Origin of the sequence: Janthinobacterium sp. PC23-8 (assembly GCF_002250505.1) — a bacterium.
In the GTDB taxonomy this organism is placed as follows: Bacteria; Pseudomonadota; Gammaproteobacteria; order Burkholderiales; family Burkholderiaceae_D; genus Janthinobacterium.
The window spans coordinates 401,755-417,353 of the sequence record NZ_NJGY01000004.1 but is presented as its reverse complement, the minus strand read 5'-3'; the positions used below and the strand labels follow the sequence as shown (position 1 = coordinate 417,353).

Genomic DNA, 15,599 nt, shown 5'->3' with positions numbered 1-15,599 from the left:
AATTCCAAAATTTTTCTTAATCGATCATGGTAACTATATACTACCATCAAATAATATCCAGGATTGCCACATCGATCACTTCTTTCTGGCACTAAAATAATAAGACACTCTTCTCTTTAATTGGGTTTGCTTTCCCTTCAACTAATGTAGTAAAGCCTATTATTTTTTTTAGAGAAGTCAACATGTTTTTCTTGGGATGCGGCACTCCACTGTAGCAAATTTCCTATGTGGAAAAGTCACGCATTGTCACAGTGCATGCGACCTAGGTGTCAAGACCCGCTTGGTTATAAACAGGTTTTGCGAATGATTCTGGCTTTTTTGCCTGCCATTTCTTCATTGGCTGAATCGGCGTTTCGTTGTTGAGAGCACGCTGTGGGATGTTGTGGTTATAGATTTTCAGATAATTGCGCAGTGTTGATTCGAGCTGGGCCCTGGACGCGAATCGTGGCTGATTGACGACCTCGCTGATGCGGCTGTTGAAGCGTTCAACCATGCCGTTGGTCTGCGGATGACGTGGCGGGATCAGGCGATGTTCGATCGCCAGCTGCTGGCATAGCACGTCAAACGCGTGCTTGCCGCTGGGAATCCGGTCGCCGGTTTCCGGGTCCTTTTTCTTGCTGGTAAAGCGGTCGGTGAACTGGCTGCCATTGTCGGTGAGCAGCTTGACGATGGCGATCGGACAGGCTTTGTTGAGCTTGATCAGGAAGTCAATGCTGCTGCTGTCGGACTGGTCGGCATATATCTCCATGAAGACCCAGCGCGTGGCACGGTCAATCGCGACGAACAGGTAACTGCGCTCAGTTTCGTCGGGCATTTGCGGCAAGTACTTGATATCCATATGTAAAAAGCCAGGCTCGTAGTCCTTGAACGACTTTTTGGTGACCGGCTTGTCGCTTTCCCGGGCGGCCAGTTCAAGCAGGCTGGAGATGCCAAGGCGGCGCGCGAAAGCGCCGGATTGACGAACTCGCGGGCCACCGCCAGCAGGTCGTCGGTGGGTAGTCGCAGCCGTGGTGCGCAGCTCCACGACGATCAGTTCCTGCGCAGGCGTGAGCGTGGTGTGCATGGTGTGCGGCCGGTGCGAAAGATCCTCGGCGCTGTCGCGGTTTTGCCACTTGCGGATCGTCAGACGACTGACGTTGTAGCGCTCAGCCAGTTCCCGTTGAGAGAGCGTCGAATTGCGGATTTCGTCACGGATCAGATGGGTGGTGCGGGCTTGGCTGTGAAGGGCTTGACTCATGGCGCTGGTGGTTGGGTGACAGGATTCAACAGTGTACTCAAAAGCAACCTGGCTCTGAAAAATGGCAGGCTGCGAGTTGGAATATGATCACCCATCTCTAGACACTTAGTTTCTCGTGCCGAAATCGTTTTTAACCTCCTCATCCATCAACCGCAACAGCGCCCGCGTCACCAGCCTACCGCGCTGTCCGAATGGCAGACCTGCCCCCGGCACGTACGAATTCGGAAAAGTTGACAAGCCGCTGTCGCAAGTCACCGAATGTCGTGCCACAGACCTCCCCCCAAAAAAGTTAATGAAAATCATTCCCATTTAAAGTACACTTACTTGCCAGCCAGAAATCCCCGCAACACCAACAAAGGAGGTATCCAGCCAAAAACAAGCTCGAAGAGACTTTATGACCGGATACGCTTTACGGGATTCGCTCCCGCAGCGGCGCCTGGCTGCACGCCATCGCTGCACCCCCCTGTTGGTTCGCACCTCCCTGGCCTGCGCCATCTCCACCATGTTCCTGGCACCGGCATTGGCCCAGGAAAACAGCAGCAGCCAGCCGCCATTCATGCAGACAATGGCGCCGGTCGAGGTGACCGAGCAGGCGTTGGCCGAGCCAGGCACGGCGACGACGGTCAGTGGCGACGAACTCGATCGCGCCAACAATATGAAGGAGGTGGTGCGCAACCAGCCTTTGGTGTCCGCGCCGGGCACTGCCGCGGGCACGACCCGCAACCGCAGCAGCTTTGACCGTTCCGGCACGACCGGCTATAACATTCGCGGCATCGAAGGCAATCGGGTCGGCATGGATGTGGACGGCATTGAAATGCCCGATGCCACGACCCGTCCTTACGTGAGCCGGGCCGGCGTCAATTCGTTTGGTGTCGGTCGCGACTTCATCGATCCCGAGATGTTTACGTCGGTCAATATCCTCTCCGGCACCACCTCGGCCACGCGCTCGGCCGGTGGCATCGGCGGCGCCGTCAGCTTCAAGACCAAGTCGGCGGACGACTATCTGCGCGGCGACAAGGTGTCGTATTTCGGCGGCAAAGTGGGCTACGATTCGGCCGACCGCGCCCGCAACGAGAGCGTGACCGCCGCCGGCAAAAGCGGCAAGCTGGACGGACTGGTCAGCTATTCGCGGCGCGATGGGCATGCCACGCGCAACAACAGCGATATCGTCGACAGCATGGCCAACGACTTCAATTCCGATGCCTTGCTGCTCAAGGGCGCACTGCGCCTCGATGCGGCCAACCGGCTTGAGCTGTCCCTGGATTTGTATCGGCGCAAGAACGACACGTCTTTCTTTGGCTGGGACACCACCAGCACGTTGATCACCGAAGATTCGCAGCAACATAGCGATACCAGCCGCAATACGCTGCAGTTGATGCACCAGTGGACACCGAACAACGCCTGGGCCGACCAGGCCGATACGCGTCTGTATTTCCAGAGCACCGGGACGAAAGACACCACCGACACGAAGACGCTGTCGACCAACGCCAGTGTGCGCAATGTTTCCGAAAACAAGACGCGCACCTGGGGGCTGTCGAGCGTGGTCAACAAGCGGCTGGGCCGGCACTATCTGAGCTATGGCTTGAACGCGTCGACGCAGGATGTGGAGCGGCCATGGAACGTGCCCGGCTACATGAAGCCGCAACCGGACACGACGACCACGCGGGCCGGGCTGTTTTTGCAGGATCATATCGGATTCGACCTTGGCGGCCATCGCCTGGTGCTGATCCCGGCACTGCGCGGCGACTACGTCAAAATCAGGACGCGTGACCTGGACAACTTTGTCTCGGGCGTCCTGACGCCGGCCGACGTGGAAAAGATGTACGGCACCCCGAGCACCACCATCTGGAGCCCCAGCCTGGGCCTGAGCTACGACCTGACGCCGGCCATGGCCGCGTATGCGCAGTACAAGCGCAGCGGACGTGCGCCATCGGCCGGCGAGATTTTCGGCTCATGGAACCTGGCCAGCAACTATGTCGCCAACAATCAGTACGCACTGATCGGCAATCAACACCTGAAACAGGAAACCAGCGATGCTTTTGAGATCGGCCTGAAGGGCAAGCCAACGCCGGGCGTGAGCCTGAATACATCGCTGTTCTACACCAAATACCACGATTTCATCGCCTACACCCGCTACGGCCGCGCGATGTTCCCGGCCATGTTTGCCAGGGTGCCGGCGCATATCGGCACCATTTATCAGGCCGAGAACCGCGACGACGCCAGGATTTACGGCTTCGAACTGAGCGCACGGCTGGACCACGGGCAATGGAGTCCGCATGCCAAAGGCATCTACACGACCTGGGCCATGGGCCTGAGCCGCGGCACCGCCAAATCCAGCTACGCTGGCGACAAGGACGTTCCACTCGAGTCCGTGTTGCCGCGCAAGGCCATCATCGGTGCCGGCTACGATGCGCCGATGAAAGCGTGGGGACTGAATCTGACCGGCACCTTCGTCGGCAGCAAGCAGGCTGTGGCGACCAACCGCGATGCCTACAATAACGCGGGGCCGGCGCTGGCCGATGCCACGACGGCACTGTTCCGTGTGCCAGGTCATGCCTTGTTCGATCTGGTCAGTTACTGGCAGATCAACAAGAACGTGCGCCTCGATGCCGGCATTTACAACCTCGGCGATAAACGTTACTGGGATTATTCCAGCGCACGCAGCCTGCAACCGTCGGTCGCCCGTGACCGGCGCGACATCGAACTGCTGACCGAGCCGGGTCGCACTGCAGCGGTGTCATTGAACCTGGCGTTCTAGGGTGCCTTGCCGGCCTGATGCAGGGCCAGGCCAGGCCGGCAGGGTGCAGCTTGACGCTATCCACATCTTATTTACAGAGGTAAGCATGCAATATCAGAAAACCCAACGCGGCGCGCGCGCCAGCCGTCTCGCCATGGCGGCCATGGTGGCGGCCATGATGGCCGCCTGTACATCGGCGCCACTGCCAGCGGCACAGCAGTCAGCAACGCAGCAGTCAGCAACGCAGCAGTCAGCAACGCAGCAGTCAGCAACGCAGCAGTCAGCAACACAGAAGCCAACAGCAGCGCAAGGACCAGCGGCGCCCGCCGGCGGCCATGGCCTGTCGGCATTCATCGGCGGTTTCGACGCCAACCGCGACGGCACGGTGACACGGCAAGAGTACGATGCGGTACGCGCGCAGCGCTTCACGGCAGCCGATACCAATCACGATGGCGTGCTCAGCGAAGATGAATATGTGGCCGAATTCGCAGCACGCCTGCAGCAGCAGTACGCCGGCCGTGCCCAGGACGACAGTTACGCCGGGTCGATCAAGCAGGCCCATGTGCGCTTCAAGATTCTCGATACCGACCATGACGGCAAGCTGACGCTGGCAGAGGAAAACGCGATTGCCGAGAAAACTTTCAAGCGCACCGATACCAATAGTGACGGCAAGATCGATCAAGCCGATGGGGAGAAGAAGTGATGCGGCTGCTACGCGCGCTCGTTGCCGCCTCGTCCCTTGTCGTGCTGACGGCACACGCCCATACACCCTACCTGTTGCCGAGCAGCTTCGATGTGCAGCCGAAGGAGACGATCGGGGTCGATGCGGGGTTCACCGAGAAATTCTTTATCCCCGCCGTGGCGTTTGGCGAGACGGCCTTTTCGCTGGTGACGCCGGAAGGCGCGCGCATGGCGTTCGGCGACATCCGTCAGTTCAAGCAACGTACGGTGGCCGAACAAACGCTGCCCGACGAGAAAGGGACGTATCGCCTCAGCACCGGCCCCCGGCTGGGCGCCGTGTTTCGCACCTGGGAGCGCAACGGCAAGACCGAGTCCGCACGTGATCCGAAGCAAGTCGTTCCGGCAGACGCCAAGTTGCTGAGCCACTATCAGTCGCTGTCTATTGCCGAGGCCTATGTCACTGCCGGCAAGCCATCGACGAAGGCGCTCACGCCCGTTGGCAAGGGACTGGAAATCGTCGCCATCACGCATCCGAGCGATCTGTTCGTCAATGAAAAATTCGACTTCGCCGTTCAATATGACGGCAAGCCCTTGCCGAATCAGAAGGTCAGCGTGTATCGTTCGGCGATGGATCTGGCCAGCCAGAGCACGGTGCAACATCTGTCCACCGATGCCGACGGGAAAGTCTCGTTGCCCTTGACGAAGTCCGGACTGTATCTGGCCCTGGTGCGCTATCAGGCGCCGGCGCCGGCCGGCGCAGCCGCGCCGATGTACGGCCACAATTACACCTTGACGTTTCGCGTACTGGATCAATGACGCGATGCAGGCGGCGTTGCGAGCAACGCCCTATGACTTTCCTCAACTGAATGGAAAAGCCCGCCGAAGCGGGCTTTTCCATTCATAAACCAGCCTCAAACAATCAGAACTGATTCATCGTGTTATCTTTGCCCGCCGCCTTCAGCGCCGCTTCGCCGCTGAAGTAATCCTTGTGATCGTCGCCGATGTCCGAACCCGACATGTTCTGGTGCTTGACGCAGGCGATGCCCTGGCGGATCTCCTTGCGCTGCACGCCGGCCACGTAGCCCAGCATGCCCTGGTCGCCGAAGTAGTCCTTGGCAAGATTGTCGGTCGACAGCGCCGCCGTGTGGTAGGTCGGCAGGGTGATCAGGTGGTGGAAGATGCCCGCTTCGCGGGCCGCGTCGGCCTGGAAGGTGCGGATTTTCTCGTCGGCGATGGCGGCCAGTTCCGTCTCGTCGTATTCCACGCTCATCAGCTGGCCGCGCTCGTAGGCGGACACGTCCTGGCCAGCGGCTTTCATCGCGTCATACACTTGCTGACGGAAGTTCAGGGTCCAGTTGAACGATGGGCTGTTGTTGTAGACCAGCTTGGCGTTCGGGATGACCTTGCGAATTTCGCTGACCATGCCGCCGATTTGCGAGATATGCGGTTTTTCGGTTTCGATCCACAACAGGTCGGCGCCGTTTTGCAGCGAGGTGATGCAGTCCAGGACGCAACGCTCTTCGCCGGTGCCGGCGCGGAACTGGAACAGGTTGCTTGGCAGGCGTTTCGGGCGCAGCAGCTTGCCTTCGCGCTTGATGATCACGTCGCCATTGCCCAGCGCATCGGCCGACACTTCTTCGCAGTCGAGGAAGGCGTTGTATTGGTCGCCCAGGTCGCCCGGGGTGGTGGTCACGGCGATCTGCTTGGTCAGGCCGGCGCCCAGCGAATCGGTGCGGGCGACGATGATGCCGTCGTCCACGCCCAGTTCCAGGAAGGCGTAGCGGATGGCGCGGATCTTGGCCAGGAAGTCTTCGTGCGGCACCGTCACTTTGCCGTCCTGGTGGCCGCATTGTTTTTCATCGGACACCTGGTTTTCGATCTGGATGCAGCAGGCGCCCGCTTCGATGAACTGTTTCGCCAGCAGGTAGGTCGCTTCGGCATTGCCGAAACCAGCGTCAATGTCGGCGATGATGGGCACTACGTGGGTGATATGGCCGTCGATCTTGGCCTGGATGGCGGCCTTGGCATCGCCTTCGGCGGCATCCAACTGGCGGAACAGGCCACCCAGTTCGCGCGCATCGGCCTGGCGCAGGAAGGTATAGAGTTCACGGATCAAGTCGGTGACGGCGGTTTTTTCATGCATCGACTGGTCTGGCAGCGGGCCGAATTCCGAGCGCAAGGCGGCCACCATCCAACCCGACAGGTACAGGTAGCGGCGGTCGGTGCTGTTGAAATGCTTCTTGATCGAGATCATCTTCTGTTGACCGATGAAACCGTGCCAGCAGCCCAGCGACTGGGTGTATTTGGACGAGTCGGCGTCGTAGGCGGCCATGTCGGCGCGCATGATTTTCGCCGTGTATTTGGCGATGTCCAGGCCCGTCTTGAACTTGTTCTGGGCGCGCATGCGGGCGGCGGACTCGGGATTGATGGCGTTCCAGGCGCTGCCTTGTTGCTCTTTCAAACCTGCAACTGCCTTGATGTCGTCTTGGTATTGGGACATGTGAATCTCCTGAAAAAAAAGCGAAGTAAGAAAATCGTCGAGTGTGCCGCCGCGTCTTGTTGAAGCAAACTGCATGACTAAATAGTAGGCTATTTTTATGAAGTTCATCAAGTCTTATATAAGACATATAACTTAAATTTTATCCTTGTTTTTCAATGACTTGATTGTTGCGTTCCATGATGCGAAATGAATTTTCAAAAAGCGAGACAATACAGGCAGGCGCCGCACCACCGGTATTTCGCAATGTGAAATGGGGTTTCGGATTTTGGTGCGGTGCAACGATTATGCCGCAACAATGCGGGCAATTGCCTGCTCATTTGCTGCCCCGCTCGGGCCCGGCGTTCTTTGCGTGATACAGCAGGGCGCCAGCGCGCTGCAGCAATGGCGCTCAGCAGGTGATGGGAGTTGGGGGGAGAGGCGCCGGCAGGCAGGGCTGTTTGCCAGCCCCGCCGAGCGACATCAATGCGCCGTGTGGTGCCCGTTTCTGACGAACAGGGCCGTCAGCATGCCGACCACGCACACGCCGATCACATAATAGGCCGGGCCCAGCACATTGTTTTTGAGCATCAGGGTGACGACGACCGGGGTCAGGCCGCCAAAAATCGCATACGAAATGTTGTATGAAAACGACAATCCCGAGAAGCGCACCTGGGCCGGGAAAGCCTGCACCAGCACGCAAGGCACGGCGCCCACCACGCCGACGCACAGCCCGGTCACCGCATACAGCGGCAGCAACAGGTCGGGGCGGCTGCCGACGGTGGTGTAGAACACCCAGGTGGCAATGGCCAGCAGCGGCGCGCCGACCAGGATCACCGGCTTGGCGCCCAGGCGGTCGGCCAGCCAGCCGGCGATCACGCAGCCGAAGGCCAGGCACAGGGTGGCGCAAGTATTGGCGATCAGGGTGGTGCGCGCGTCGATATGGTGGATTTTTTGCAGCAGGGCCGGCGTCATCAAAATGATGACGACGATGCCGGCCGACAGCATCCAGGTCAGCAGGATGGACACCGCCACGGCGCCGCGGTGGCTGCGCAGCACCGATTTCAACGGCATTTCGGTGGCCAGCGCTTTGCGCTGCTGCATTTCCGCGAATACCGGCGTTTCATGCAGCCAGCGGCGCAGATACATGGCGCCAAAGCCGAACACGCCGCCCAACAGGAAGGGATAGCGCCAGGCGCCGTCCAGCACTTCGGCCGGTGTATAGACGGTGTTCAGGCCCGTGGCGACGAGCGAGCCGAGCAGGATGCCGACCGTCAGGCCGGCCGTCAGAATACCGCAGGCCAGGCCCGTGTAGCGGCTCGGCACGTGTTCCGACACAAACACCCAGGCGCCCGGCACTTCGCCGCCGACAGCCGCGCCTTGCAGGATGCGCATCAACAGCAGCAGCATCGGCGCGGCCAGGCCGATCGCGGCGTAGGTCGGCAGCAGGCCGATCAGCAGGGTCGGCACGGCCATCAAAAGGATCGACAGGGTGAACATGCGCTTGCGACCCAGCAAGTCGCCAAAGTGGGCCATGATGATGCCGCCCAGCGGACGCACCACGTAACCGGCGGCAAAGATGCCGAAGGTTTGCAGCAGGCGCAGCCAGTCCGGCATTTCCGGCGGGAAGAACAGCTGGCCGATCGCGTTGGCGAAGAAGACAAAGATGATGAAGTCGTAGAATTCCAGCGCCCCGCCGAGGGCGGCCAGCGACAGGGTTTTGTAGTCTTGTTGGCTCAGCGGGCGTGCGAAAGCAATTTCAGGGGAGGCCATGTGTCTCTTTGATGTGTTTTATGGGAGGAACTGCCATCCATAGCATACGCATTTCCCACCATTGAGTAAACGCCATCGCCCCGATGGCGAGTGGCGCGTTCGCCTGGCAGAACTGATCGGCATGACGCCGCCAGGCTATTGCAGCAAGCGCTGCATGACGATCTCAAAGAAGCGCGGCTGGTTCGACGCCAGGCACACCCGGGCGTTGGGCTGGCCGGGCGTCTCGCGCGTATAGCCGTCGTCAGTGACGGCAATGCGCAGCGGCGCGGTGGGGCAGCTTGCCGGGTCGATCAGCCAGGTGACGGGCACCACGTCGAACAGCGACGGCATATTGCTCGACCATGGCTGGTAGCTGTCTATCCATTGATGGTAGAGCAGGGTGACGGCGTCGGTCAGCGGCGAGCCGTGGCCGAAGATCGCATTGCGTTCGACTTCGTCGAGGCGGATCTGGGTCGAGTCCAGCGGCATCATGACTATAGTCACGCCTGAAGCAAACAGCGCCTGCGCGCCGGCAATATCGGAGACGATGTTGTATTCCTTGTCCGCCGGGCGCACCGGCACATACTGCGATTTGCGGTAGCCGGCCCGCACCGAGCCGCCCATCATCACCACCTGTTTGACCTTGCCAAACGCCGCCTTGTCGCGGGCGATGGCCGCGCCGATATTCGTCAGCGGCCCCAGCGCCAGCAAGGTGACCTGGCCCGGCTGGCGCGCCACTTCGCGCAGGATAAAATCGGCCGCGTCTTGCGGTGCCTTCGCTGGCGCATTGCCGCGCTGCGCGTAGCGCGCCTGGGTAAATGGCGTGGGGTTGGCGGTGGCGGCGCCCTGCGCAACGGCAATACCCGCATGGCCGGTGTCGCGCAGAAACCGTTCCAGCAGGCGCGTGCGCAAGGCCGTGTCGCCCCAGGCGGTGGTGATGCCGAGAATCTCGATCTCTGGACTTTGCAGCAACAGGGCCAGCGCAAAGGCGTCGTCGATATCGTCGCCGATATCCATATCGACGATGACCTTATGGGGAGCGCTGGACGCGGCTGGCGCGGCGCTGGCGGCGCCTGGCAACAGCATGCTGGTGAGAAAAATCGGCAACAGGGCCGCGCGGCGCAGCAACAGGGAATAACAAGACATGGCAAACCTGGAAGAGTGGACAAACAGCGGCGATTTTAGCAGTGTGCCTGGCGCCACCGTTACGGGCGCGTGATCAGTTGCTAAAAATCAAGTATTGCCTGTCCCTCCCATGGCATTGTCGTTTCTCCAAGGCATGCAACGGGAGGCGGCGATGGATGGCGGCGATGGCGATTTTTCCAGTTACTTCGAGCAAGACCAACTGATGGGCGCAAACCGCCCCTTGCGCTTGCGCCTGGCGTCCACGCCCGGGCTGCCAGCGGGCGGCTTGCTACCGCAGACCGTGTTTGGCCGGCAATCCATCTGCGGTGGCATCGAGTATCGCCTGCTGTGCGTATCGCGCCATGCCGGCTTGCCGCTGGCCAGCCTGATCGCCTTGCCGGCCGCGCTCGATATCGTCACCGATCAGGGGGAGTTGTGCAGCGTGTGCGGCATCATCACCGAAGCGAGCGCCGGTGACGGCGATGGCGGCCTGGCCAGCTATCAACTGGTATTGACCGATGTATTTTCCATTATGGAAAAGCGCATCAATACGCGCGTGTTTCGCCGCCAGAGCGATATCGAGATCGTCCAGCTGCTGCTGGATGAGTGGATACGCAGCAATAGCATCCTGGCCCATGCCTTCCAGTACGAGTACGCGGATTTTTTTGATGCCGAAAGCTATCCGCAGCGCGAGTTCGTGATGCAGCATAACGAGTCCGATGCGGCCTTCGTGCGCAGGTTGCTGGCGCGCAGCGGCGTGGGCTGGCTTTTCCGTGCAGGCGACCTTGGACCGGCCCATGCGCCGGCCGTACCGTCGCACACCCTGGTGTTGTTCAACCATGTTGATGGCTTGCGGCAAAATGCGGCGGGCAGCGTGCGCTATCATGCCGAGCGCGCCACGGAAGAGCGCGATACCCTGAGTGCCTGGAGCGAGGTACGCACCTTGCAAGCGGGCAAGGTCACGCGCCACCGCTGGAATGAAGAGCGTCCGCACGGGCGCGCTTTCATGTCGGCCGAGGTGACGGCGCAGGGCCGGGGTGGCGTGCACGGCAATGCCTTGGCCGCCACGCTCGACGATTACCTGGTGCTGCCGCCACGCACGGCGCAAACGGGCGCCTCGGACCACGAAGCGTTGTGCCATCTCGGCATGCTGGCGATGCGGCGCCATGATTACGCCAGCCATTGTTTCCATGCCGAAGGCAGCGTGCGCGACCTGTGCGCGGGCGAGTATTTCACCTTGCTTGGCCATCCCGATATTGACCGCCTGCCTGCGCTTGAACGCGATTTTGTCGTCACCTCGCTGCAGGTGGCGGCGCAGAACAATCTGCCGCTGGCGCTGGCCGCGCGCGTGGCGCGTCTGTTCGAGCGCAACCGCTGGTTGCAGCAAGACTATGCCTTGATGCAACGTGATTTCGATGCCGTGGTGGCGCACGGCCCCTTGCGCATGCATGTGGCCCTGACGGCCGTGCGCCGTGGCGTGCCCATCGTGCCGGCCTATGATCCCCGCACCGACTTGCCGCCGCTGGCCATGCAAAGCGCGGTGGTGGTCGGGCCTGCCAATGAAGAGGTTCATTGCGATGCGTTTGGCCGTGTCAAGGTGCGCTTTCCCGCCACGCGCCCCGCCGACCATCAGCATGCGAGCGGCACCGGCGCCAAGGACACGGACGCCGATTCGGCCTGGGTGCGCGTGGCGTCGAGCTGGGCTGGCAATGGACCGGGCAGCGGCCGCCAATGTCAATGCAGGGAAAAACCTCAAGCTGACGGCCAGCGAAGGCAAGATCACGGCCATGGCCGACGAGATTGTGCTGATCTCCCAACATGGCGCCTTTATCCGCATCGCCGATGGCATCACCCTGGGCAGCGAGTCGCCACTGAAGTTCAATGCACCGAGCTTTGCCTTTGGCGACGCGCAAAGCATGGCGGCGCAATTATATGAAGACGGCGATGGCCAGCAGCAAGCACAACTGGCGCCGCAATCAGCGTTTGAATTGACATCCTCCCCTCCCTGAAGGAAGGGGATTCCTACGGCGCTACGCGGTAATTTGCGCAGTCGCTTCGGTGGGTTCCTGCTTCATCGAGCGGCCTGACTGCGCCGACTCTCCACAGGCTAACAAGCGGTATCCCCGCTCTAAAACATTGATCGCGCCGACCACATCGGCGTGATTTTCGTAGCCGCAATCGACACACAGGAATTTGGCCTGAGTCTGCCGATTATCTTTTGAGACATTGCCACAGGCCGGACACGTCTGGCTGGTGTGGTGCGGTGGAACGGCTAGCATCATGCCGCCGTTCCATGCGACCTTGTAGCCAAGCTGGCGGCGGAACTCGCCCCAACCCTGGTCGAGAATGGCACGATTCAGGCCGGACTTCTGGCGCACCATCTTGCCGTGCTGTTCGCTGTTGCCCTTGGAAGACCTGGACATGTTCCGTACCTGCAAATCCTCAATGCATACGAGCGCGTGGTTTTGGCTGATCGTCGTTGTGCTCTTGTGCAGGAAATCTTTCCGGGCGTTGGCGATGCCGGCGTGAATCTTCTGAATGCGGGCTTTCGCCTTCTTCCAGTTGTTGCTGAATTTGACCTTGTGGCTCATGCGGCGCTGGTAGTGCGCAAGGCGTTGCTGGTGTTTCTTGAAGCTGTTGAGCGGCGTGATGAAGCTGGCGTCGCTCATGGTGGCGAACCTGGCCACGCCGACATCGATACCGATGGCAGTCGTCGCCGTGGGCAACGGCTGTTCGACTTCGCGCTGCGTCTGAATCGACGCGAACCACTTGCCGCCAGACTGGCTCACGGTGACGTTGCGCAGTTCGCCGAGAATGTCACGGCTGTTGCGGTAACGCAGCCAGCCCAACTTGGGAAGAAAGAGGCGGTTGTTGGGCTGATCGAGCTTGATCTGTTTCGGGTCCGGGTAACGAAAGCTGTCGCCGCTGCCTTTACGTTTGAAGCTGGGGAAGTCGGCGCGCTTCTCGAAGAAGTTCTTGTATGCCTTTTCCAAGTCTTTGAGCGCCTGTTGTAGCGGGTGGCAGGGCGCGTCTTTTAGCCACGGCGTCTCGACGCCATGACGCCAGCCGGTGAGCGCCTTGCACAGCCCAGCGAAGCCGATGAACTTGTTACCTGCCTCGTGATTCTCCTTCTGCATCGCCAACGCCTTGTTGTAGACGAACCGGCATGACCCAGCGAAGCGGCGCATATCGCGCTCTTGCTCGCCGTCTGGCATCAGTTCGTATTTGTAGGCTTGTAAGCGTTGCATCGTTCAATCATAGTTTGGTCTATGAGTAATGATAACGACATTCACCACGGAAGACACTGCGTTTTTCTCATGCACGTGCATTTGATCTTCGTGACAAAATACCGTCGCGAAGTCTTCACAAAAGAGATTCTTGACGACTTGCGACCGATGTTCGCCAGCGTCTGCGCGGACTTTGAAGCGGAACTGGTGGAATTCGACGGCGAGGATGACCACGTTCACTTGCTGGTGAACTATCCGCCAAAAATTTCCGTCTCGAATCTTGTTAACAGTTTGAAGGGCGTGTCCAGCCGGATGATTCGGAAGAAGAACTACCCGAGCATCCGCCAGAAGCTATGGGGCGGCGCGCTGTGGTCGCCGTCCTACTTCGCCGGCAGCTGTGGTGGTGCGCCCATTGCCGTTATCCGCCAGTACATCGAGCAGCAGCAGACGCCTCACCAGATGCGCCAAACCGGACGGCTGTGCCGTCCGCGCTCTTGACCACGCCCTGAAGGACGGGCTTGCCGCGCACCTGGTCAAATTAATATGGTCCAGTGCCATGATGCCCCGCCAACCCACCGTCCCCGAATGGCTGGCCGCCACCGCCAAGTTCGCCCAGCGTCCCGATGTCCGTGGCGTTGGCCTGTACCAGTTCAATGCCATCAACCCGTGGATCCACCGTCCGCCGCAAACCTGGAAGCCGACGCCGTGGTTTCCGATTCCGTGGAACCGCGAGCAGATGGACACCTTCGACCGCTTGCCGTCATACGGCTTCGTGCACCGCCCCGTGTTCGTCAAATTCAAGGACGAGAATGGCAAGCCGGTGACGCGCCGTGACGCGCGGCAGAAGATCTTCAATGCGGGCTGGCAGGAAGCGCTGCTGACCTTGCCGGAAGGCGAACGCAGCCAGGGGGCGGCGCGCATTATTGCCGCCACCGGCAAGCAGCCGGCGCAGCAATTGATGTTGGAAGGCATGCTGCACGATTACGCGGCGCAGGGCGGGCCGGAGATCGACAGCGGCAAGTCGGCGCAGTTCATCCATACCGACCATCGCCTGGGCAATACCGGCGCGGCCACCTTCTTCGTGCAAATGGCCCTCGGCGTGATGGGCAGCTACCGCGACGGCGGCGCCAGCGCGGCCATCAATCTGCGCGACCGGGACGAGGCCAGCATCGTTTTCATCACGCCGCCGTCCAGCGCCGTGCGCGAGGAGCAGGCGCCATTCGAGATCTTCCGCAGCCGGGTCACGCCGTCCGTCGACCCCGCCAACTATGCGGCGCCAGCGGTGGAGTCGCTGCTGGAACAGGCGAGCGCACATTAAAGGAGCATTTCATGCGCAAAATCATTCGCCAGGGTGACGCCACTACGCACGGCGGCAAGGTCGTCTCCTGCGCCGCCAGCCACTTCACGGTGGGAGGCGTCGCGGTGGCCTGCGTCGGCGACCTGTGCAGCTGCCCGGTCAAGGGCCACAACGGCTGCACCATTTCCAGCGGCTCTGGCCGGCACACTATCAATGGCGTGGCGGTGGCGTTCGAGGGCGACCGTACCAGCTGCGGCGCGACGCTGATTGCCGGCGGCGCCACTTATGGTTGCACCTGAGGGTTGCACCTGAGAGTTACACCTGATCGTCCGTCCGCTCCTCTATAATTGCCCGACCGATTTTTCAAGGACGGGCATGCAAATTACACCCCTGCGCTCGCTGGCGCTGCTGGCCTTGCTGGCCTGCGGCTGGTCCGCCAGCGCTGCCGAGCGCGCGGTCACGGCCGACGAGCGCAAGTCATTCGAGGATTTTTATTCCCTGGCCTATCCCGGGAACAAGCCGGCCCGCACCCTGTTCGAGGTGCGGCGCGATGCATCGGGGCGTGGCTGGACCGTCAGCGCCACTACGGAAGCGCCGCCGCACCGGGGCCAGGGCGCGCTGTGCCGCACGCATCGCACCAGCTTTGTATTGAAGGGGGCGGGCAAGCAGGCGCGCTGGGAGCAAAGCGCACTGGCCTATTACGCCTGGCTCGACCGTGGCGCCTGCCGGCCCGTGGCCGAGCCGGTGCGCCTGCTGCAGCGCGTGCCCGATGCGGAACTCGAGGGTGTGCTGCTGTACCAGAAGCCGCTGCTGGCGCGGGCGCGGCTGCTGATGGCGGGCAATACCGAATGCGCGCCGCTGCGGGCCTTGAACTTTACCCTGGCCGCCGTCGATGTCGGCGCCTCGCGGCCACAGGCGCAAGAGCAGTATGCGCTGGTGTTCAGGAGCGACCGCAGGAGCGACCGCAATAGTTATGCCCGCGTCTGGCTGCGCCAGAGCGGCCGGCAATATGACGCCTGGACGGTGACTTGCCCGCCGGTGCTGTAAACTGCGCCTCTTGTTTTTTC

At 61.0% G+C, this 15,599-nt stretch carries 12 protein-coding genes and 1 pseudogene; 8 read left to right on the top strand and 5 right to left on the bottom strand.

Going from position 1 to position 15,599, the window contains the following annotated elements; genetic code table 11:
* Positions 1–262: 262 nt before the first annotated feature.
* Positions 263–1,237 (bottom strand): annotated as a pseudogene (locus CD932_RS25485) (IS481 family transposase).
* A 466-nt stretch (positions 1,238–1,703) separates the two neighbouring features.
* Between CD932_RS25485 and CD932_RS25480 the strand changes: the two are divergent.
* The 3 genes from CD932_RS25480 (at position 1,704) to CD932_RS25470 (ending at position 5,471) form a co-directional block, all read left to right on the top strand.
* Positions 1,704–3,995 carry a TonB-dependent hemoglobin/transferrin/lactoferrin family receptor gene (locus tag CD932_RS25480; RefSeq protein ID WP_254926764.1) on the top strand — a complete coding sequence of 764 codons (2,292 nt, stop codon included), beginning with the start codon at positions 1,704–1,706 and terminating at the stop codon, positions 3,993–3,995.
* 85 nt (positions 3,996–4,080) lie between these two features.
* Positions 4,081–4,677, top strand: coding sequence for an EF-hand domain-containing protein (locus tag CD932_RS25475; RefSeq protein WP_094445667.1), 597 nt, complete (start codon positions 4,081–4,083; stop codon positions 4,675–4,677).
* On the top strand, positions 4,677–5,471 hold the full coding sequence (locus tag CD932_RS25470; RefSeq protein ID WP_094445666.1) for a DUF4198 domain-containing protein: 795 nt from the start codon (positions 4,677–4,679) through the stop codon (positions 5,469–5,471). The genes CD932_RS25475 and CD932_RS25470 overlap by 1 nt, the downstream gene beginning before the upstream one ends.
* A gap of 103 nt (positions 5,472–5,574) precedes the next feature.
* Here the strand turns inward: CD932_RS25470 and CD932_RS25465 are convergent, their stop codons facing one another.
* The 3 genes from CD932_RS25465 to CD932_RS25455 form a co-directional block, all read right to left on the bottom strand.
* Positions 5,575–7,155 carry an isocitrate lyase gene (locus tag CD932_RS25465; protein WP_094445665.1) on the bottom strand — a complete coding sequence of 527 codons (1,581 nt, stop codon included), beginning with the start codon at positions 7,153–7,155 and terminating at the stop codon, positions 5,575–5,577.
* A 459-nt stretch (positions 7,156–7,614) separates the two neighbouring features.
* Positions 7,615–8,904 carry an MFS transporter gene (locus tag CD932_RS25460; protein WP_094445664.1) on the bottom strand — a complete coding sequence of 430 codons (1,290 nt, stop codon included), beginning with the start codon at positions 8,902–8,904 and terminating at the stop codon, positions 7,615–7,617.
* Positions 8,905–9,039: 135 nt separating this feature from the next.
* Positions 9,040–10,029 carry a nucleoside hydrolase gene (locus CD932_RS25455; protein WP_094445663.1) on the bottom strand — a complete coding sequence of 330 codons (990 nt, stop codon included), beginning with the start codon at positions 10,027–10,029 and terminating at the stop codon, positions 9,040–9,042.
* Between the two features lie 109 nt (positions 10,030–10,138).
* Between CD932_RS25455 and CD932_RS25450 the strand changes: the two genes are divergently transcribed.
* Positions 10,139–11,944, top strand: coding sequence for a type VI secretion system Vgr family protein (locus tag CD932_RS25450; RefSeq protein WP_254926763.1), 1,806 nt, complete (start codon positions 10,139–10,141; stop codon positions 11,942–11,944).
* Positions 11,945–12,038: 94 nt separating this feature from the next.
* Here the strand turns inward: CD932_RS25450 and CD932_RS25445 are convergent, their stop codons facing one another.
* The gene (locus CD932_RS25445; protein ID WP_094445661.1) at positions 12,039–13,256 is read right to left on the bottom strand and encodes an RNA-guided endonuclease TnpB family protein; all 1,218 of its coding nucleotides are present in this window, start codon (positions 13,254–13,256) and stop codon (positions 12,039–12,041) included.
* Positions 13,257–13,277: 21 nt separating this feature from the next.
* Here CD932_RS25445 and tnpA point away from each other — a divergent pair, with 21 nt between their 5' ends.
* The 4 genes from tnpA (at position 13,278) to CD932_RS25425 (ending at position 15,579) form a co-directional block, all read left to right on the top strand.
* Positions 13,278–13,733, top strand: a complete 456-nt coding sequence (gene tnpA, locus CD932_RS25440; RefSeq protein ID WP_094445660.1) for an IS200/IS605 family transposase — start codon at positions 13,278–13,280, stop codon at positions 13,731–13,733.
* 58 nt (positions 13,734–13,791) lie between these two features.
* Positions 13,792–14,553 (top strand): DUF2875 family protein, encoded by a 762-nt coding sequence (locus tag CD932_RS25435; RefSeq protein ID WP_094445659.1) that lies wholly within the window; start codon positions 13,792–13,794, stop codon positions 14,551–14,553.
* A gap of 11 nt (positions 14,554–14,564) precedes the next feature.
* A complete protein-coding gene (locus tag CD932_RS25430; RefSeq protein WP_094445658.1) occupies positions 14,565–14,831 on the top strand; it encodes a PAAR domain-containing protein in 267 nt (88 codons plus the stop codon).
* Between the two features lie 76 nt (positions 14,832–14,907).
* A complete protein-coding gene (locus CD932_RS25425; protein ID WP_094445657.1) occupies positions 14,908–15,579 on the top strand; it encodes a hypothetical protein in 672 nt (223 codons plus the stop codon).
* Positions 15,580–15,599: the final 20 nt, after the last annotated feature.